The following is a 17,079-nucleotide window of genomic DNA, read 5'->3' as shown; positions in this document are numbered from 1 at the left end:
CATCTTGGCCTCCTGGCTTTAATGGCGGTGTATTTTACAGAAAATCGTATTTCTTGGGTTTACGTACAGAGCCTAGGTCGATGGGCTTTTGTCCAGGATCACCCATTTCCAGAGCGTGGGGGTTGAAGTATTCCTGCGCAAATGCTGAAGAGGGCTGGAAGGCGAGTTCTAATGTTGCGGGTATGCTGATCAATAAAGTCAGGTGAGTGCAGTGCAAGAGTGGCGCACGCTGGCGCACCTGGAATTTAAGGGCCTGGTAGAAAGGGGCTTTTTGCATGCGAACGACCTCGATACGACTGCAGTGAAACTCAGTCGCTATCGCTTGGCTGTGTGAAGTTTAGGGTGGCCTGGACAATAAAGTATGCAAAGTACCTGGCTACTGCAGTGCGGCACTTGCGGTGGGGGAAACTCCGCCATAATCGTTGATGGCTTGCCAGCTGACAGGTCCGGTCGCGTCGGGAGGAATCTCCCAGCTGAGCGTTTTTTGTGGGGCAACCATACCGGCATTTTGTATTTCTTTATCTCCCACGCGGACGTGAAAAAAAGAAACATGATACGGCGTTGGGTTGTTAACTTTTAGCTGCCTGCCCTGGCGAGTAAAGGTCAATGCCTTGTAAGCTTCGGTCGCATCACCAGGGAGACCAGTAGGACGATAAAAAACCTTGATTCGACTTTTGACCGAAATTTGTAACTGGTTGGAATCGCTTTTCTCCGAGGCTGATATTGTTTTTACATTCACCAAGAATGCCGACTCTTTATCGGCGGGTAACTGCCCCCCCGTATGAATGATGCGCAGGGTGTTTTCTTGGTCTGCGTCAAGGCGAAAGAGGGGCGGCGTTATGATAAAGGGGGCTTTATTGCTGTCGTGCAGGTTTTCTACCCAGGACTGAATCAGATAAGGCTCTGATGTTCCAGTATTGCTTACCGAGAAGGAAGAGTCTTTTCTTGCGGTGTCATAAATAACTCGAGTGCCTCCTATTACCACTCCCGCCGAAGCAGTATGAGTCAGGCTGGCGAGAGTTAGAGTAATACAGATGGACGTGAGCCATTGCATTGTGTGGTTTTCCTCAAGGTGCCTACCCCTTGCAAGGGGTAGGCACAGGTTGTCAGTACGCATTGAAATTACTCAATGCACGGCGAGTGGGGGCTAGTTGTAGTTGATAGTGAAGTCTGTGCTGCCGTTAGCCGGACCTGAAGTGACCGCCTTGGTAGCCATGTACTTGGCATAAAAAGTAAAGGTAGTGTCACTGGTGGTGGACAGCGTGCTGCTGGTGGAGCTTGTGCCGATCGGAATTTGTGTTGAGGCATCTTTTTCATACAGTGCGATGCCTACACCGGTCGCGACACCTGGCTCAGTCGTAAGTTTCAGGATGCTTGAGTTGTCACTGTCTGTGGGGCCGTCGAACTTTACGGTGGCCGTGCTGACGGTAGAAGGGCAACTGGTCAATACGATATCGAATTTAGTGGGTGACGAAGTAACACCGGCGGTGCTCAAGCTGCTCGTGGTGACAGAATTAAGTGGGACTGTCTGAGTGCCAGTCGCTGGCGTCACTGTGCATGCCGCGCTGAGAATAGTGCCCGTAAAGTTGATTGTCCCGTCCGCAGCATTAGCGATGCTTGCAATAGAGGAATCTGTCAGCAGTGTAAGAGCGATAATTTTAATTCGCATGCAGTTATTTCTCATGTCGTTTGGTTAAGTGTGTGGATAGTGCAATATATGAGGTGTTCCTGTTTTGCTGTTAAATTCTGTTTCTCTTGTTGGGTGGAGGTTATGTCGCCTTGAATTCCTGGTTGACATCACAGTTTCTCTTTTAAGAGATACTGTGCGGTAGCTGCTTGGGTGTGTATGTTCGTTGTTTGGCTTTTAAATGCTATATGGGCATTTGCTATTGTTCTTGTAAGAGTTTTCTGAGAGGTTGCTGTGGCTAGACTATATAGCCGCTCACAGCAAAACCCCGGCATGAATGCCTGCTATAACGGTCATGCCTGCGATGCCAGAGAAAAATAAGACCAATACCTGCATCGGCTACTGTATCAATCAGGTTTGCTCGAATATTCCCGGGATCAAGCCGCAGTAAAATTCCGCCTCAATCCAACAAGTGCGGGCTCGGGTATTGCGGGGCTATGAACTGCGCCTGGAGAGCGGTGGTGATAGGTGGGTAGCGCTAGTCACCCCCACCTTGAACATCGATTTAGCAAGCGTTGGGATTATCGGAGCAACGTTCAGGTCGAGCGAGAGCGTCGAGTGAAAGACCCGGTCGGCAAGGTGTTTGTTATCCGATTTTGATGTGTCGAAAGCCTGTGAATTGGCTTTCTTGGCGGTTTACCGCTTAGTCCGGCATCTGACAGCTTTGCGCTGACGCACTCCGAACGAGGAGAACGGTGAGGCCTGGATTGGGGGTCCAGGCCGTTTCATGATTGAATCCAAGCCTATCTTTGCGGGAGATGATGCCTAGATCCGCAACCCGCCATCCAGTTCCAGAATGCGCCCGGTGTAGTAGTCGTTTTCAAAAATGTACGCTGCCGAATGAGCGATTTCTTCAACCTTGCCCATACGCTTGAGCGGAATGCCCGAGGTCATTTTTTCGAGGGCTTCGGGTTTCATGCCCAGGGTCATTTCGGTTTCGATAAAGCCCGGTGCAATCCCGGCTACTCGAATGCCGTAACGCGACAGTTCCCTGGCCCAGGTCACGGTGGCAGCAGCAACCCCGGCCTTGGCCGCCGAGTAGTTGGTCTGGCCGACATTGCCGGCACGGGAGATCGACGAGATATTGATGATCGCGCCCTCGCTGTTGAGCTCGATCATTTTCGCCGCTACCTCACGGGTGCACAGGAAAACCCCGGTCAGGTTGACATCAATTACCGCTTGCCATTGCGCCAGGCTCATCTTGGTCATAACGCCATCCTTGACCTTGAGCAGCAGGCCGTCACGCAAAATGCCGGCGTTGTTGACCAGGCCGTTGATCGCACCAAAATCTTCTGCAATTTGGCCAACGGTTTGCGTAACCTGTTCTTCGTCAGCGACGTTGCACAGGTAGGCTCGGGCCTCGACGCCGTGCGCCTGGCAGGCTGCCACCGCCAGTTCGAGTTTTTCCGGGTTGAGGTCGACCAGTGCCAGTTTGGCGCCCTTGGCAGCCAGGTACTCGGCCATGGCGCGACCCAGCCCCTGGCAGCCGCCAGTGATAATGATTACTTTGTCTTTAAGTTGCATGAGTGCCCTGATCTCGACCGTTATCTACGGATTTTTATTAAGGAGTCATAAGTTGAGCGTTGAAGCTGCCAAGCATGCCCGAGAATTACTGCTCAAGGAATACCGTGGCGCCCTGGCTACCCAGTCCAAGGCCATGCCGGGATTTCCCTTCGGCTCCGTGGTGCCTTATTGCCTGGATGAGCTGGGGAGGCCACTGATCCTGATCAGCCGCATCGCCCAGCACACCCACAACCTGCGCAAGGATCCCAAGTGTTCCCTGATGGTGGGGGAGCGGGGCGCTGAAGAGGTGCAGGCTGTTGGCCGTCTTACCGTGCTGGCTGAGGCCGTGCAATTGAGCGATCCCGCAGCCATTGAAGCCGCAGCCGAGCGTTACTACCGCTACTTTCCCGAGGCGAAGGGCTATGACACTGCCCATGATTTCGATTTCTGGGTGCTCAACCCGGTTCGTCATCGCTACATAGGCGGTTTTGGTGCCATCCACTGGCTGGACCAGGTCACGCTGGCAAACCCTTTCGCCGGGCAGGTCGAGGTGCGGATGGTCGAGCATATGAACAGCGATCACGCCAATGCCATTGAACACTACGTCAAACTGACCGGCCTGCCGCAAACAGCGCCAGCTATGCTGGTGGGCATCGACAGCGAAGGCATGCACCTGCGCATCGGCGAAGGCGTGCACTGGTTGGCTTTTCCGGAGCCTTGCAACACTTCGACACAGGTGCGCGAAGCCTTGGTTTTGCTGGCCCGTGCCAGTGAGTGGCCGAAAAAACAGACGGTCTGACCTTGAATTTGCACAAGCGCGCCGTCATCTAGTCTTGGTTGGAAGATATTCTTCCGGAGAGGAATCATTTGATGCGCGCTTTTCTATTGCTCTTTCTGTTGTTTCCAGTGCTAGAGCTGTACGTCTTTTTCAAGGTCAGCACCGCCATAGGGTTTTTCCCCGCGTTGCTGCTGATCATTGCCGGCTCCATGCTGGGTGTTCTGGTCGTTCGCGTCGCAGGCTTGGCCACGGCGCTCAAAGCGCGCGAAAGCCTGAATCGCGGCGAGCTGCCTGCTCAGCAAATGCTTGAAGGCCTGATGCTGGCGCTGGGTGGTGGACTGTTGGTTCTGCCTGGTTTTATCAGCGATGCGGCCGGTCTGTTGTTGCTGTTCCCGCCAGTTCGCCGGTTTCTGGTCAACCGCCTGCGCAAGCGTGCTGAAGAACAGGCCATCCGCCAGCGTGCGTTTGCCGAAGACTTCGAAGCCGCACGACCACGTGCCCATCAGCCTTTGGGGCGTGAGCCCAATGTGATCGAAGGCGAGTTCGAGCATCGCGATAAATAAGGCTTTGGCGTTATCAACACGGCACCTTGGGTGCCGTGTCTGTTTCAAGTGGCACGCCAGGTTAAAAATTTCGTGGGCGTGCCCTTGTAATAAGTGGATGCGCCCTTATGTAACGGACACCGCAGGGTTTTACTGGCAACAGCAAAATCCCAACCGCGAATCGCACCCGGCATTTCCGGACTTGTAAACCCAGCCGGTATTGACACCGGCCGATGAACACCTCAATTAGGAGAGATCGACAATGAAGCTTCGTCCTCTGCATGACCGCGTCGTAATCCGTCGCAGCGAAGAAGAAAAGAAAACCGCTGGTGGTATCGTTCTGCCGGGTTCTGCTGCTGAAAAAGCTAACAGCGGTGAAGTGATCGCCGTTGGTACGGGTCGCGTTCTGGACAACGGTGAAGTGCGTGCACTGGCCGTTAAAGTGGGTGACAAGGTTGTGTTCGGCCCTTACTCCGGCAGCAACACTGTAAAAGTCGACGGCGAAGACCTGTTGGTTATGGCTGAGAACGAGATTCTCGCTGTAATTGAAGGCTGATTTCCCGCTCCTTTTCCCGTTACTACAAAGTATTTAAGGAAGAACGAACATGGCTGCTAAAGAAGTTAAATTCGGCGACTCCGCCCGCAAAAAAATGTTGGCTGGTGTAAACGTCCTGGCTGACGCAGTAAAAGCGACCCTGGGCCCTAAAGGCCGTAACGTGATCATCGAGAAGAGCTTCGGCGCTCCGACCATCACCAAGGACGGCGTGTCCGTTGCAAAAGAAATCGAGCTGAAAGACCGCTTCGAAAACATGGGCGCGCAGCTGGTTAAAGACGTTGCCTCCCGTGCCAACGATGACGCTGGTGACGGTACTACCACTGCAACCGTTCTGGCTCAGTCGATCGTCAACGAAGGCCTGAAAGCCGTCGCTGCCGGCATGAACCCGATGGACCTGAAGCGCGGTATCGACAAAGCGACCATCGCTATCGTCAAAGAACTGCGTCAACTGGCCAAGCCATGCGCTGACGGCAAGGCAATTGCCCAGGTTGGTACCATTTCTGCCAACTCCGACAGCTCCATCGGCGAAATCATTGCCGAAGCCATGGAAAAAGTCGGTAAAGAAGGCGTGATCACCGTTGAAGAAGGCTCGGGCCTGGAAAACGAACTGTCTGTTGTTGAAGGCATGCAGTTCGACCGTGGCTACCTGTCCCCTTACTTCGTGAACAAGCCAGACACCATGGTGGCTGAGCTGGACGGCCCGCTGATCCTGTTGGTTGACAAAAAGATCTCCAACATCCGTGAAATGCTGCCAGTTCTGGAAGCCGTTGCAAAAGCCGGCCGTCCACTGCTGATCGTGGCTGAAGACGTTGAAGGCGAAGCCCTGGCGACTCTGGTTGTGAACAACATGCGCGGTATCGTTAAAGTCGCTGCTGTCAAAGCACCAGGCTTCGGTGACCGTCGTAAAGCAATGCTGCAGGACATCGCTGTTCTGACTGGCGGTACCGTAATCTCCGAAGAGATCGGCCTGAGCCTGGAAAGCACTACCCTGGAGCACCTGGGTAACGCCAAGCGCGTGATCCTGTCCAAAGAAAACACCACCATCATCGATGGTGCTGGCAACGATGCGGACATCCAGGCGCGTGTTACTCAGATCCGTGCTCAAGTGGCTGATACCACTTCGGACTACGACCGTGAAAAACTGCAAGAGCGTCTGGCCAAGCTGTCTGGCGGCGTTGCAGTGATCAAGGTTGGCGCTGGTTCCGAAGTAGAAATGAAAGAGAAGAAAGCCCGCGTTGAAGACGCTCTGCACGCTACTCGTGCAGCCGTTGAAGAAGGCGTGGTACCTGGCGGTGGCGTGGCACTGGTTCGCGCTCTGCAAGCCATCTCCGAACTGAAAGGCTACAACGCTGATCAGAACGTGGGTATTGCTCTGCTGCGTCGTGCTGTTGAAGCACCTCTGCGCCAGATCGTTGCCAACTCCGGTGATGAGCCAAGCGTAGTTGTCGACAAAGTGAAGCAGGGTTCGGGTAACTACGGTTACAACGCAGCCACTGGTGAATACGGCGACATGATCGAAATGGGTATCCTTGACCCGGCTAAAGTGACTCGTTCGGCTCTGCAAGCGGCTTCGTCGATTGCCAGCCTGATGATCACCACTGAGGCGATGATCGCTGAGATCCAGGAAGACAAACCAGCTGGCGGCATGCCAGACATGGGCGGCATGGGTGGTATGGGCGGCATGATGTAAGCCAGCCTTACCCCGCTACGCAAAAGCCCCGCCTGAGTAATCAGGCGGGGCTTTTTTGTAGGTCTGTTAAAAGCCCCTCACCCTAGCCCTCTCCCAGAGGGAGAGGGGCTTGACCGAGCCGATGCAGGATTCAACTCAATGCATTCAGGCTGTAGAGGGGCTGGGGTTTGCCCCAATCAGCCCCCTCTCCCTATGGGAGAGGGTTGGGGTGAGGGTCGTGGGTCAATTAGCGTTCTGAAACCTGCACATGTCCCTTTTGCGCCGGCTTCCAGCCCAGCAACTGCTGCTTGAAGCCATGACTGGCACCCTGGTAGTAGGCTATTGCCCGCTCAATCAGCGGATCAGTCGCCGCTACCCGCGATTCAATACTGGTGCTCAGCGCATCATCATGGCGGCGCAGCCCCTGACGCGGGCTGAGAATGGCCAGGTCTTTGCCGTCAAACAAGCCCAGGTGCTGGTAGTTGCCCACGACCACGCGCGGCGGCAGCGGGTTGTCCTGCAACAGGTTGCGGCCAAAGAAGGTCGACTGGTAATCCAGGTTCAGCAAGCCGAGCAAGGTGGGCGCCAGGTCGATCTGGCTGGCCAGTTGCGAGTTTTCACGGGCGTCGATCAACTTGGGCGCATAGATAAACAGCGGGATCTGATAGTTGGTGATCGGCAAGTCTTCCTTGCCGGCACTGCCCGCCGTGTGGTCGGCAACGAAGACGAAAATCGTATTGTCGAACCACGGCTTTTTGCGCGCATCGTTGAGGAATTGGCCGATGGCGTAGTCGGTGTATTTCACTGCGCCGTCGCGGCCGTTACCCGATTTGATGTCGATCCGGCCCTCAGGGTAGGTGTAAGGACGGTGGTTGGAGGTCGTCATCAGTTGCAACAAAAACGGTTTTTGTTGCGCGTAATTGGCATCGGCCAGTTTCAGGGTTTCGCGGTACAAGTCTTCGTCAGCCATGCCCCACGCATTTTTGAAGTGGATATCGGCCTCATTAACGCTGCTTTGGTCGACCACGCGGTAGCCGTTACCGCTGAAGAAGGCGTTCATATTGTCGAAGTAACCGCGCCCGCCATAGACGAACACGCTGTCATAGCCCACGCCATTGAGCTGCTGGCCCAGGCTCGCAAAGCCGCTTTCACGGCCGATACGCTTGACGATTGAACGCCCGGGCGTCGGCGGAATGGCCAGGGTAATGGCTTCCAGGCCCCGGTCGGTACGCGTGCCGGTGGCATAAAAGTTGTTGAAGTACAGGCTCTCTTTACGCAGCTGATCCAGATTCGGCGTCAGGTTGCGGCCATCACCGTTGCTGCCCAGGTACTTGGCACTGAGGCTTTCGATGGTCACCAGTACGATATTGGGCTGGCGCACAGCACCCGGGTTATCGATGTTGCGGCGGATATCCAGTGGGTCCTGGCCCACAAAGGTGGCGTTGGGCTCGGTCAGTTCGGCGCGCAACTGTTTGGCCACTACATCGGTGGGCAGGCTGGCGTAAAACTGCTGGTAATCCAGCTCGTTGTTACGGAACGCAGCGAAGAACTGGTAAGGGCCATTGCTCGCCAGTTCATGCTGGTAGGCGTTGCCGCCCTGGCCGCGCGGGCTGTCCTGGTCGAGCAGTTGCAGGCTCAGGCCCGCTACCAGCAGCAGGCCTGCAAAGGTGGCGATACGTCCACCCAGTGTCGGTAGCTCGGCATTCATGGCCGCATTGAACGGTTTACGCACTATCAGGCTCAATACAATGGCAGCCAGGGCGATGGCGCTGAGCAGGATGCCGATTGGATAGGATTCCAGTACGTTATTCAGCACTTCATCGGAGTAGACCAGGTAGTCCACGGCGATAAAGTTGAAACGCACGCCGAACTCATCCCAGAACAGCCACTCGGCCACGCCAGTAAAAAGCATGGCAAACAAGCTGACCGTCAGCAGGCCCTGCAGGAACCACTGGTGGCCGCGGCGACGCCACAGGGCTGGTGGGCATAACAGCAGATAGCCCCCCAGCGGCACGGCGGCATAGGCTAGAAAGCCAAGGTCGTAGAGCAAACCAATGCCAAACACGGGCAGCCAGTTGTTGCCGGCCTCTCCCAGGTGTGTAACTAGCAGAACGCCTCGGGTGATTAGAAAAGTCGCCAGCCAACAGCCAGTCAACAGCAGGAGATAGCGCATAGGCGCGGTGTGCAGCAGACGCATTAGTTGTTTTTCCTTAAACGCGGGGGTGCGAAAGTGTGCCGGCGCCACTGTATTGAGTTTGTGAACCGACAGTAAAAAAAATGTCATTTATGTGAGAGTCGTAACTAAATTGTCTGAGCGCCCTGTGGTGCTGGCCCTGCGGGGTTCTTGGCCTTAAGCTGCGCGGGCCAAGACGGCCGTAACTGTGAACGGAGAGAGTGCCCATGCGAATTCTATTGGTTGAAGACAACCGCGATATCCTCGCCAACCTTGCCGACTACCTGGGTCTCAAGGGCTATACCGTTGACTGTGCGCAAGATGGTTTGTCGGGCCTGCACCTGGCGGCCACCGAGCATTACGACCTGATTGTGCTCGATATCATGTTGCCCGGCATCGACGGCTACACCCTGTGCAAGCGCCTGCGTGAAGATGCCCGTCGCGATACCCCGGTGATCATGCTGACCGCCCGCGACCAGTTGGATGACCGCCTGCAAGGCTTCAAGTCAGGTGCCGATGACTATTTGCTAAAACCCTTTGCCCTGTCCGAGCTGGCTGCCCGCATCGAGGCGGTTTTGCGTCGTGCCCAGGGCGGCGGGCGACGCGAACTGCAGGTCGGCGAGTTGCGTTACGACCTCGATACCCTGGAAGTGACACGCGAAGGCCGTCTGCTCAAGCTCAATCCGGTGGGCTTGAAATTGCTGGCGGTACTCATGCAGAAAAGCCCCCATGTATTGCGCCGCGAAGTGCTGGAAGAAGCCTTGTGGGGCGATGATTGCCCGGACAGCGACAGCCTGCGCAGCCACGTCCACCAATTGCGTCAGGTCATCGACAAGCCGTTCGACAAGCCTCTGTTGCACACCGTACATGGCGTGGGCTATCGCCTCGCCGAGGTTCGTGATGGAGTTTAGGCAAAGTCTTTCCCAGCGGATCATCATCGCTTTTGCATTGATGAGCGCGCTGGTGGCAGGGACATTCGCTGTGGGCATTATTGCCACCGTGCACCTGGTCGAAGAAAAACTCATATCGGCAGGGCTGGGCGGGGATTTGCAGCGCCTGTTGCTGATGGACAACGGCGCGGAGTGGAACCATCGCCCCAAGCCGAGCCAGCTGTTTTATTTCAGTGGCGGGCGTGGCGACTTTGCCCTGCCCAAGGACCTGCGTCATCTGGATCCGGGCTTTCATGAAGTGTTCCGTGACCAGTTGTCGTATCACGCGATGGTAGAAGTGGTCGATGGCCGGCGTTATGTCCTGCTGCAAGACCAGAGCGATTTTGAAGAGCGCGAGCGCGTGTTGTTTGCTGTGGTCGCCGTCGGTTTTGTCCTGGCGCTGGCGCTGGCGGTGTTCCTGGGTTGGACCCTGGCGCGGCGAGTGATGGCTCCGGTTATCCGTCTGGCACGTCAGGTTCGCCATCGCGATCAGTTACTGGGGCTGGCGCCGCCGTTGGCCCCGGATTATGCGGCCGATGAAGTGGGCGAGCTGGCAGTGGCGTTCGATGCCACGCTGGGTCGGTTGCGCGACACCCTGACCCGCGAGCGTTTGTTCACCAGTGATGTCAGTCACGAGCTGCGTACTCCGCTGATGGTGCTGGCCAGTTCCTGCGAGCTGTTGCTGGAAAGCCCGTCGCTGGATCAGCGCAGTCGTTCACAGGTCGAGCGTATTTCCCGTGCCTGTGAGGAAATGCGCGAACTGGTGCAAACCTTCCTCATGCTGGCCCGTGCCCTGCATGAGGATGCCAACATGTCGCCTACGGTGACCTTGACTACCGTGGCCGAAGGCCTGATCAGCCTGTGGCGCGAGCCGATTGAAGCTAAGGGTCTTGAGCTGATCTACGACCCCGGCAATCCGCTGGATACCCGTTATAACGCCACTTTCCTGCATGCCGTCATGGGCAACTTGTTGCGCAATGCCTTGCACTACACCGACAGCGGGTTTATCCGGCTGACCCTGGAACCCAGCGGTTTTGTGGTGGAAGACAGCGGCGTGGGCATCCCTGAAGAAAAGCGCCAGGCGATGTTTCAGCCCTTTGTGCGCGGCAGCGAAAAACGCGGTGAAGGCCTGGGGCTTGGCCTGTCACTGGTGCAGCGCATCTGCGATAGCCAGGGCTGGCGGGTCACACTGACCACCATGGAGCCAAATGGCTGCCGTTTTCGTGTCGAGCTTGGTCCGGCCGAGGTTTGAAGTCTTTTCTGCGGCCTGCGTTCTGCAGGCCGCACACCCCGAAAGTCTGGGCGTAAGTGGCCCTGCGCCAGTACTTTCAACCTGTAAAACCTTGAAATGTTTGTATGAATGGTCTGACAGAATTTTCACCTGTCCATGACCTGATGCACACGTCCCGCTGATTAAGGTAGTGCTCATTAGCTTCTGGAGCACTTGCATGAACTCGATCATCAAACTCAAATTTTCTGAAAAGTACGACCAGCATCACGCTACGCAATACCTGATCAAGCATCAGGACGGCCTGGCCCGACGTTTGTCGCACAAGCGCGATGAACAATTGGCGCGTCGCGCTTTGCAGCTGGCAGGCGAACCTCAGGTCGTTCTCGATTTGCCTTGTGGCGCGGGCCGTTTCTGGCCGTTGCTGGCACAAATGCCAAGCCGCGAGATCATCGGTGCCGATAACTCGGCGTCCATGCTGGAGGTGGCATCTTTGGCCCAACCCGCCGACGTAGTGAAACGGGTACGGCGCTTGCAGATGTCAGCTTTTGAAATAGATTTGCCTGACAACTCGGTTGACAGTGTTTTTTGCATGCGCTTGTTGCACCACATTGGCGATGCAAGCCACCGGATGGCTCTATTACGGGAGCTTCATCGCGTTAGCCGGGACAGTGTGATTATCTCGTTGTGGGTAGATGGCAATTTTAAGGCCTGGAAACGCAAGCGTCTCGAGCGTCAACGCGCTGCAGAGGCAGATCAATACGGTTACCAAAATCGTTTTGTGTTACCTGCTGCTACAGTGGAGGCGGAATTCAAAAAGGCAGGTTTCACCGTTCAGGACCATTTGGACTTTATTCCGCTCTATGCGATGTGGCGGGTTTACGTATTACGAAAGAGATAACTCATGACCGTTGATTTTGTACAGCAATCCCCCTCTGCGACTGAAGACCCATTCGAGTTTTACTGGAATCAGCAAGGCGAATGGGTTGAAGAGCCCAATCAGCGTCGTGGTGGCGAGAGTGGTGTACAACGGATTCATGATGGTGAAGGGCGCTTGCTCTACGCCAAACGACAGGTGGGGCATACCTACCGTAGCTGGCGTTACCCGCTGGGTCGCCCGACGGTGTTGCGTGAACAGGATGCGTTGCTGGCCTTGAGCGCTTTGTCGGTTGGTGTGCCGGAGCTGGTGTACTGCGGAGCGCAACAAGCGACAGACAAGCAATGGCGTGCATTGCTGGTGACCGTGGGCCTGGAAGGCTTTGTTGAAATCGATAACTGGTACGCCGCCGGTGAGCGCGAGCGCTGCGGTGAAGCGGTACATGACCGAGTGCTTGAAGCGATAGGCCATACCTTGGCTCGTATGCACCTGGGCCGTTGGCAGCACGGCTGCCTGTACGCCAAACATGTCTTTGTACGGGTGACGGGGCAGGGCGAGGGAGCCGAGGTTGACGTGGCTTTGCTGGACCTGGAAAAAAGTCGGCAACGCCTGACGGCCCAAAAAGCCGCTTCTCACGATCTTAAGCAATTGCGCCGCCATTCGTCGTGGAGTGCAACAGAGTGGGACAGACTGATCTACTTTTATAAGACAGTGTTTGGCAGCGCTATCAAAGGTTTACGGTGATGAAGCGAGAAATAGCACGAAGTTTGTTTCTGCTGGGTGCCCTGGTCATTGCTGGCGTGGCGTTTGCCGCATGGGAACAGCCTGTGACTCGAGTGTTGAGCGGGGCCCAAATAGGGGCTCATTGTCCGTTGCCGCGGGTGGTCAAAGCTGCGGTAGCAACCCGGCCCGACCACGACCTGTTGCTGTTTATGTTTGGAATGAGCCAGGGGCTGAAGAAGTAATAGCCAAGTCCCTGTAGCAGTTGACGAGCCGTGCGAGGCTACGTCCGGCTGCGCAGCAGTCGTAAAGCCATCCAGCGTTGGTGTATCTGATACACCGTGATCTTTGGGTTTACGACTGCTGCGCAGCCGGACGCAGCCTCTTTCCTTAGGCAGCGACTACAAGTGTTTCTGCAGCTCTACATGATATGCAAATGGTTGTCCCAAAGCCCCGAGGGTAAATCCAATGGCTTGGCTATCAGCTCGCTCTGACGGCAATCGTAGAAACGGCAACGGCCCTGGCCGGACGTAACCACAAAGCCATCCTCCACTGCACCCACCCCAGCACAATCCGGTAATGGCGCATCCAGGCGCAGCACGCCACTGTCCAGGTCCCAGATAAAGAACCGATTGCCCCGCGGAGCCGTCAGCGCAACCAGACGCAACTCACTGTGAACCGCGACACTGGCGGTGTAATGGCCCATGGCGCGCAGTTGCTGCTCGGCCACCGGGAAGGGTTCAAATGGCTGGCCGGGACGCTTGATGGCCAACAGTTCCGACAACTCATGGGCATCCCCCATAAATTGCTGGCAAGCGACGATGGTGCCGTCACTGGCAATGCCCAAATGGCGCACACTGTTCATCTGCTGGCTCAGGGTTTCCTGGCTGATCAGGCTGCCATCACGGTGCATCAGCACCAGGCTGGGTTCCATCGCGTTCAGGTTCATTTCGACCCGGCTTTCGGCTTCGGTACGAATACCGCCGTTGGCCACCACCAGTGTTTCACCGTCAGGCATCCACGACACCTGATGCGGGCCGACGCCGTGGGTGGGAATTTCACCGCTGTGGATCAGGCGCTCGCCTTCAAAGCGATAAACCCCAAGCAAGCCACGGCCCGGATCAGTGGTGTCGTTTTCAGTGGTGTACAGCCACTCGCCGTCTTTATGGATGACCGCGTGCCCATAAAAATGCCTGTTGGGCCGGGACGTCAGGGTTTGCAGCAACTCCCCGTCTGTCAGGCTGATCAGGTAGCTTTCGGTACCGGGGCGCCGCGCCACGAACAGGGCAATGGGCAGTGTCGGATGGTTAATGATGTCATGGCAGCGCTGGCCGACCCGGGTGCTGAACACCTGAGTGCCATCCAGACGATAACCAACAGCCAGGTGATTGCCGTCTGCATCGTCGCGGGCACTCAGCAGCAACGGGCTTTGGCCTTTCTGTTTAAACAGTGACCAACCGCCCAGCGTGATTGCACTGAGCAATAAGCCACCAAGCTTGAGTGCTTGCCTGCGCATCATCGAACCTTCCTTTATCAATCGCCGTCGTTGGCATTAAAGCCCAGCTGGATGCCCAGGGCCTTGGCCAGTTCGCCTTCGTGCAGGCGGTGAACCACGTTGAGGCTGTCGTAGATGGCGTTGAGCTGGGCGCGCCCGGCATCGTCAGCCAGCAACTCGTTGAGGGTGCGCTGGTTGTCATTGAACAGCTTGAGCGAGGTGGCGTAGGCCGCGTCGATCTTGTCAGCCAACGGCTTTTGTTCAGCGGGTAGCAGGCTGCGCAGGCCCTTGTTGTCGACACCGGCCCAAACGGTCTGGGCTGCGGCCAGGCTGGCGGCCAGGCTTTTGAGTGACGACTCGCTGCGCCATGCATCAGCCTGGAACGGTTGCGGGATGCCTTTGCTCTGGCGGCCCATTGGCGTGCCGAGTTTTTTCTTCAGGGTATCGAGTGCGGTGACCTGCACGCGCAGCACGTCAGCGATGGCTTCGTGGGAGTCGGCGTAGCGCTGGTTGGGGAACTTGCTCATTTGCGCGAGCATGCCGTCCGTGCTGTTCCAGCTGGCCAGAATCTCTTCGGCCAGTTGCTTCTGACGTTCGCCGATGGCAGTCAGCAGCGGGCAGTAACGGGCTTTTTGCGCATCGTCGGCCAGGTTGATATTGCTGTCGAACAGAATGTATTCGTAGGCAGACAAGCCTTGCACCACAACGCTGGACTTGGCCAGGGCCGCGGCATCGATCTGCGGCTGAGCGATCACCAGTTGTTCGACCTGACGGCCGACCAGGTTCTTTTTGTCCGGCCAGAACTGTACCTGCCACGAACGATTACCCTCGGCCAGAGGCCCGATCAGCAAAGGTTGCAGCTCGGCCCAGGCTTTTTGCGCATGCAGGAAGTCGGCGCGGGCCGTTTCCAGGGTTTCCTTGCCCTGGCAGTAGGCCAGTGCGCTGACGGCCAACTGGCGGTCAGCTTCAACCCAGCGGCTGTAGGTAGGCAGGATCACTTGTTTGGCGATGGCTGCCGAGGTGACGGCCTGCGGGTCTTGTGGCGAGCAGGCCGCCAGGGCGATGGCGGCAAGGCTGGTGAACAACAGCTTGGGTCGAAACATGTCGGGGTCCCCGATCTTGTAAAGCGTTAAAGAGAGTTCAGGAACGCCAGCAACGCGGCGCGTTGCTCGGCATTAAAGCGTAACACCTGCTGCCTGGCCGGTTCGGCCTCGCCGCCATGCCAGAGCACGGCTTCCAGCAGGTTGCGGGCACGACCATCGTGCAAAAACTGGGTGTGGCCACTTACCGCCTGGGTCAAGCCGATTCCCCACAACGGCGGCGTACGCCAGTCCTGGCCGCTGGCGGCGAATTCGCTGCGGTTATCGGCAAGGCCCGGGCCCATGTCGTGCAGCAGCAAGTCGCTGTAGGGGTGGATGACCTGATTGGCCAGTTCGGGCTCGGCGGCGTTGGCCGATGTGGTGAACGTTGGCGTATGGCATGAGTTGCAGCCGGCCTGGTAGAACAGGTTTTTCCCGGCCAGCACCTGGGGTGCGCCGACATCACGGCGGGCGGGTACGGCCAGGTTACGAGTGTAGAACTCCACCAGGCGCAGAATATTGTCGCTGACCTCGGGTTCGCCATCGGGGCCATTGCCGTTGGGCGCCTCGAGGCAGGCAGTTTGGGCCTTGGTGCAGTCATCGAAGGGCCTCAGGGAAGTCGTGAGCCCCATATCACCAGAAAAAGCGTGAACATTTTGTTGATTGAGGTTCGGTTGCCCGGCTTTCCAGCCAAAACGGCCCAACACAGTCTTTTGTTGCGCGTCATCCCACACCCAGTTCGGGCGCCCGGCAATACCCTCACGTTTGTCGGCATTGGCCAGAATGGCTTCGTTGGGGATGGCCTCGAGCAGCCCCAGGCCGATCATCGGGGGTGCAATGCGGGCCGACATGCGGGTGTCGGGATGCATCGGGCCATAACCCAGCTGGGTAATCTGCAGGGTGGGCTTGCGCAGTTCGACTTCAGTGCCGTCCTTGAAACGCACGGTGACCGGCTCGTAATCGACCCGAACCTTGCCTTCGGGAGCTACACCGGGCACGGCCATATCCTGCAACTGGCCACCATAGACCGGCTCGGGCACGATGCCTGCTTGCTCGATCAGCGTGGCGTAAGCAGGGTCGTTGGGGATCGACAGGCGCACCAGCATCGACACCGAGTTCTTGGCGCCCGGAGCGGGAGGGTGGCCGCGACCATCCTTGATGTGGCAGTTCTGGCAGCCGTTGGTGTTGAACAACGGGCCCAGGCCATCACGGGCGGTTGTGGTGGACGGGGCTATGACCCAGGGGCTGCGAAAGAAGCTGTTGCCGACGCTGAAATCCAGGCGCCGGGTGGGCGACAAGTTGGCCGAGGGCATGGAAAACGAGTTCTGATCGGTTTTGCGCACCGTAGTAGCCCCGCCTGAGCGGGCTTCGCCGGGCTCGGGTTTGGTAAAGCGCGGGGCATTATCACAACCGCCAAGGCACAGGGCCATGAGCAGCAGAGACAGGCGAAGAGGCAACGAAGGCATCAAACGTCCAGATCAGCGAGCAAAATCGAGGGCGCAAAGTTTAGCAGGGAAGGGGAATTGAAATAAGAGGGATTAGCGTTTGCTGTGACTTGGGGCAGACAAATGACCCTGTAGAAACTCTGTTGCCGATCAAGCCCGTCTGTTGTTCGCAAATCCCTCATCCAAACCGGCCGCTCGGCCGCCTCGACCGCTTTTGATCTGGCTTTTGATTTTGATCTGCTCGCCCCATCGGCAGGCCGAGTGGAGGTTCTGCGCAGTGGGTCGACCGGCATGGATGCCGGGAGAGCCGCGATGGGCCATGGATGGCCCGTGGCGGCGTGCCCACGGAGCGGGACCGGAGCGAGGGAACCTGAGCGCAGCGAAGGCCGTACGCCAGG

Annotated in this window: 17 protein-coding genes; 9 read left to right on the top strand and 8 right to left on the bottom strand. The window is 57.0% G+C overall.

The features are described from left to right. Positions 1 to 34 precede the first annotated feature (34 nt). The 4 genes from GHO03_RS20600 to GHO03_RS20585 all read right to left on the bottom strand — a co-directional run bounded on the left by GHO03_RS20600 (position 35) and on the right by GHO03_RS20585 (position 3,211). Positions 35 to 277 (bottom strand): hypothetical protein, encoded by a 243-nt coding sequence (locus GHO03_RS20600; RefSeq protein ID WP_153400450.1) that lies wholly within the window; start codon positions 275 to 277, stop codon positions 35 to 37. A gap of 99 nt (positions 278 to 376) precedes the next feature. Further along, complete coding sequence (locus GHO03_RS20595) at positions 377 to 1,054, bottom strand: molecular chaperone (protein ID WP_153400449.1); 678 nt, start codon at positions 1,052 to 1,054, stop codon at positions 377 to 379. A gap of 93 nt (positions 1,055 to 1,147) precedes the next feature. Then, complete coding sequence (locus GHO03_RS20590; RefSeq protein WP_153400448.1) at positions 1,148 to 1,669, bottom strand: fimbrial protein; 522 nt, start codon at positions 1,667 to 1,669, stop codon at positions 1,148 to 1,150. Between the two features lie 783 nt (positions 1,670 to 2,452). Beyond that, on the bottom strand, positions 2,453 to 3,211 hold the full coding sequence (locus tag GHO03_RS20585; protein ID WP_095019396.1) for an SDR family oxidoreductase: 759 nt from the start codon (positions 3,209 to 3,211) through the stop codon (positions 2,453 to 2,455). A 52-nt stretch (positions 3,212 to 3,263) separates the two neighbouring features. Between GHO03_RS20585 and GHO03_RS20580 the strand changes: the two genes are divergently transcribed. From GHO03_RS20580 to groL, 4 genes are all read left to right on the top strand, one after another. Then, the gene (locus GHO03_RS20580) at positions 3,264 to 3,989 is read left to right on the top strand and encodes a HugZ family protein (protein ID WP_095003355.1); all 726 of its coding nucleotides are present in this window, start codon (positions 3,264 to 3,266) and stop codon (positions 3,987 to 3,989) included. A 71-nt stretch (positions 3,990 to 4,060) separates the two neighbouring features. Continuing rightward, the gene (locus GHO03_RS20575) at positions 4,061 to 4,531 is read left to right on the top strand and encodes an FxsA family protein (RefSeq protein ID WP_095003356.1); all 471 of its coding nucleotides are present in this window, start codon (positions 4,061 to 4,063) and stop codon (positions 4,529 to 4,531) included. Positions 4,532 to 4,772: 241 nt separating this feature from the next. Continuing rightward, a complete protein-coding gene (locus tag GHO03_RS20570; RefSeq protein ID WP_016779794.1) occupies positions 4,773 to 5,066 on the top strand; it encodes a co-chaperone GroES in 294 nt (97 codons plus the stop codon). Between the two features lie 49 nt (positions 5,067 to 5,115). Continuing rightward, positions 5,116 to 6,756, top strand: a complete 1,641-nt coding sequence (gene groL, locus GHO03_RS20565) for a chaperonin GroEL (RefSeq protein WP_153400447.1) — start codon at positions 5,116 to 5,118, stop codon at positions 6,754 to 6,756. A gap of 226 nt (positions 6,757 to 6,982) precedes the next feature. Here groL and GHO03_RS20560 read toward each other — a convergent pair whose 3' ends face one another. Continuing rightward, entirely contained in the window at positions 6,983 to 8,932 is a 1,950-nt protein-coding gene (locus tag GHO03_RS20560) for an LTA synthase family protein (protein WP_095020922.1), read from the bottom strand. Between the two features lie 203 nt (positions 8,933 to 9,135). Between GHO03_RS20560 and colR the strand changes: the two genes are divergently transcribed. The 5 genes from colR (at position 9,136) to GHO03_RS25615 (ending at position 12,907) form a co-directional block, all read left to right on the top strand. After that, entirely contained in the window at positions 9,136 to 9,819 is a 684-nt protein-coding gene (gene colR / locus GHO03_RS20555; protein ID WP_016779797.1) for a two-component system response regulator ColR, read from the top strand. Beyond that, complete coding sequence (locus tag GHO03_RS20550) at positions 9,809 to 11,089, top strand: HAMP domain-containing sensor histidine kinase (RefSeq protein WP_153400446.1); 1,281 nt, start codon at positions 9,809 to 9,811, stop codon at positions 11,087 to 11,089. The genes colR and GHO03_RS20550 overlap by 11 nt, the downstream gene beginning before the upstream one ends. A gap of 196 nt (positions 11,090 to 11,285) precedes the next feature. Continuing rightward, on the top strand, positions 11,286 to 11,966 hold the full coding sequence (locus GHO03_RS20545) for a class I SAM-dependent methyltransferase (protein ID WP_095003359.1): 681 nt from the start codon (positions 11,286 to 11,288) through the stop codon (positions 11,964 to 11,966). A gap of 3 nt (positions 11,967 to 11,969) precedes the next feature. Beyond that, complete coding sequence (locus tag GHO03_RS20540) at positions 11,970 to 12,686, top strand: lipopolysaccharide kinase InaA family protein (protein ID WP_095019398.1); 717 nt, start codon at positions 11,970 to 11,972, stop codon at positions 12,684 to 12,686. Further along, a complete protein-coding gene (locus tag GHO03_RS25615; RefSeq protein WP_095003361.1) occupies positions 12,686 to 12,907 on the top strand; it encodes a hypothetical protein in 222 nt (73 codons plus the stop codon). The genes GHO03_RS20540 and GHO03_RS25615 overlap by 1 nt, the downstream gene beginning before the upstream one ends. Before the next feature lie 176 nt (positions 12,908 to 13,083). Here the strand turns inward: GHO03_RS25615 and GHO03_RS20530 are convergent, their stop codons facing one another. Genes GHO03_RS20530 through GHO03_RS20520 form a run of 3 tightly spaced genes read right to left on the bottom strand, consistent with a single transcriptional unit; the run spans position 13,084 to position 16,702 of the window. Further along, entirely contained in the window at positions 13,084 to 14,181 is a 1,098-nt protein-coding gene (locus GHO03_RS20530; protein WP_095003362.1) for a DUF1513 domain-containing protein, read from the bottom strand. 14 nt (positions 14,182 to 14,195) lie between these two features. Next, positions 14,196 to 15,260: an imelysin family protein gene (locus tag GHO03_RS20525; protein WP_095003363.1), complete on the bottom strand. Its 1,065-nt coding sequence runs from the start codon at positions 15,258 to 15,260 to the stop codon at positions 14,196 to 14,198. A gap of 26 nt (positions 15,261 to 15,286) precedes the next feature. Continuing rightward, positions 15,287 to 16,702, bottom strand: a complete 1,416-nt coding sequence (locus tag GHO03_RS20520) for a di-heme oxidoredictase family protein (RefSeq protein WP_095019401.1) — start codon at positions 16,700 to 16,702, stop codon at positions 15,287 to 15,289. Between the last annotated feature and the right edge of the window lie 377 nt (positions 16,703 to 17,079).

It is taken from the genome of Pseudomonas sp. FSL R10-1339 (genome assembly GCF_009600545.1).
In the GTDB taxonomy this organism is placed as follows: Bacteria; Pseudomonadota; Gammaproteobacteria; order Pseudomonadales; family Pseudomonadaceae; genus Aquipseudomonas; species Aquipseudomonas bubulae.
Note: the sequence above shows the minus strand (reverse complement) of the source record. Positions and strands in the feature narration are given on the sequence as shown.

What these genes read in the sequence shown, in the direction of transcription:
- GHO03_RS20600 (WP_153400450.1), bottom strand. Translation starts at nt 277, where the DNA reads ATGCAAAAAGCCCCTTTCTACCAGGCCCTTAAATTCCAGGTGCGCCAG.
- GHO03_RS20585 (WP_095019396.1), bottom strand. Translation starts at nt 3,211, where the DNA reads ATGCAACTTAAAGACAAAGTAATCATTATCACTGGCGGCTGCCAGGGG.
- GHO03_RS20520 (WP_095019401.1), bottom strand. Translation starts at nt 16,702, where the DNA reads ATGCCTTCGTTGCCTCTTCGCCTGTCTCTGCTGCTCATGGCCCTGTGC.
- GHO03_RS20575 (WP_095003356.1), top strand. Translation starts at nt 4,061, where the DNA reads ATGCGCGCTTTTCTATTGCTCTTTCTGTTGTTTCCAGTGCTAGAGCTG.
- GHO03_RS20550 (WP_153400446.1), top strand. Translation starts at nt 9,809, where the DNA reads ATGGAGTTTAGGCAAAGTCTTTCCCAGCGGATCATCATCGCTTTTGCA.
- GHO03_RS20590 (WP_153400448.1), bottom strand. Translation starts at nt 1,669, where the DNA reads ATGCGAATTAAAATTATCGCTCTTACACTGCTGACAGATTCCTCTATT.
- GHO03_RS20545 (WP_095003359.1), top strand. Translation starts at nt 11,286, where the DNA reads ATGAACTCGATCATCAAACTCAAATTTTCTGAAAAGTACGACCAGCAT.
- colR (WP_016779797.1), top strand. Translation starts at nt 9,136, where the DNA reads ATGCGAATTCTATTGGTTGAAGACAACCGCGATATCCTCGCCAACCTT.
- GHO03_RS25615 (WP_095003361.1), top strand. Translation starts at nt 12,686, where the DNA reads ATGAAGCGAGAAATAGCACGAAGTTTGTTTCTGCTGGGTGCCCTGGTC.
- GHO03_RS20540 (WP_095019398.1), top strand. Translation starts at nt 11,970, where the DNA reads ATGACCGTTGATTTTGTACAGCAATCCCCCTCTGCGACTGAAGACCCA.
- GHO03_RS20570 (WP_016779794.1), top strand. Translation starts at nt 4,773, where the DNA reads ATGAAGCTTCGTCCTCTGCATGACCGCGTCGTAATCCGTCGCAGCGAA.
- groL (WP_153400447.1), top strand. Translation starts at nt 5,116, where the DNA reads ATGGCTGCTAAAGAAGTTAAATTCGGCGACTCCGCCCGCAAAAAAATG.
- GHO03_RS20595 (WP_153400449.1), bottom strand. Translation starts at nt 1,054, where the DNA reads ATGCAATGGCTCACGTCCATCTGTATTACTCTAACTCTCGCCAGCCTG.
- GHO03_RS20560 (WP_095020922.1), bottom strand. Translation starts at nt 8,932, where the DNA reads ATGCGTCTGCTGCACACCGCGCCTATGCGCTATCTCCTGCTGTTGACT.
- GHO03_RS20530 (WP_095003362.1), bottom strand. Translation starts at nt 14,181, where the DNA reads ATGATGCGCAGGCAAGCACTCAAGCTTGGTGGCTTATTGCTCAGTGCA.
- GHO03_RS20525 (WP_095003363.1), bottom strand. Translation starts at nt 15,260, where the DNA reads ATGTTTCGACCCAAGCTGTTGTTCACCAGCCTTGCCGCCATCGCCCTG.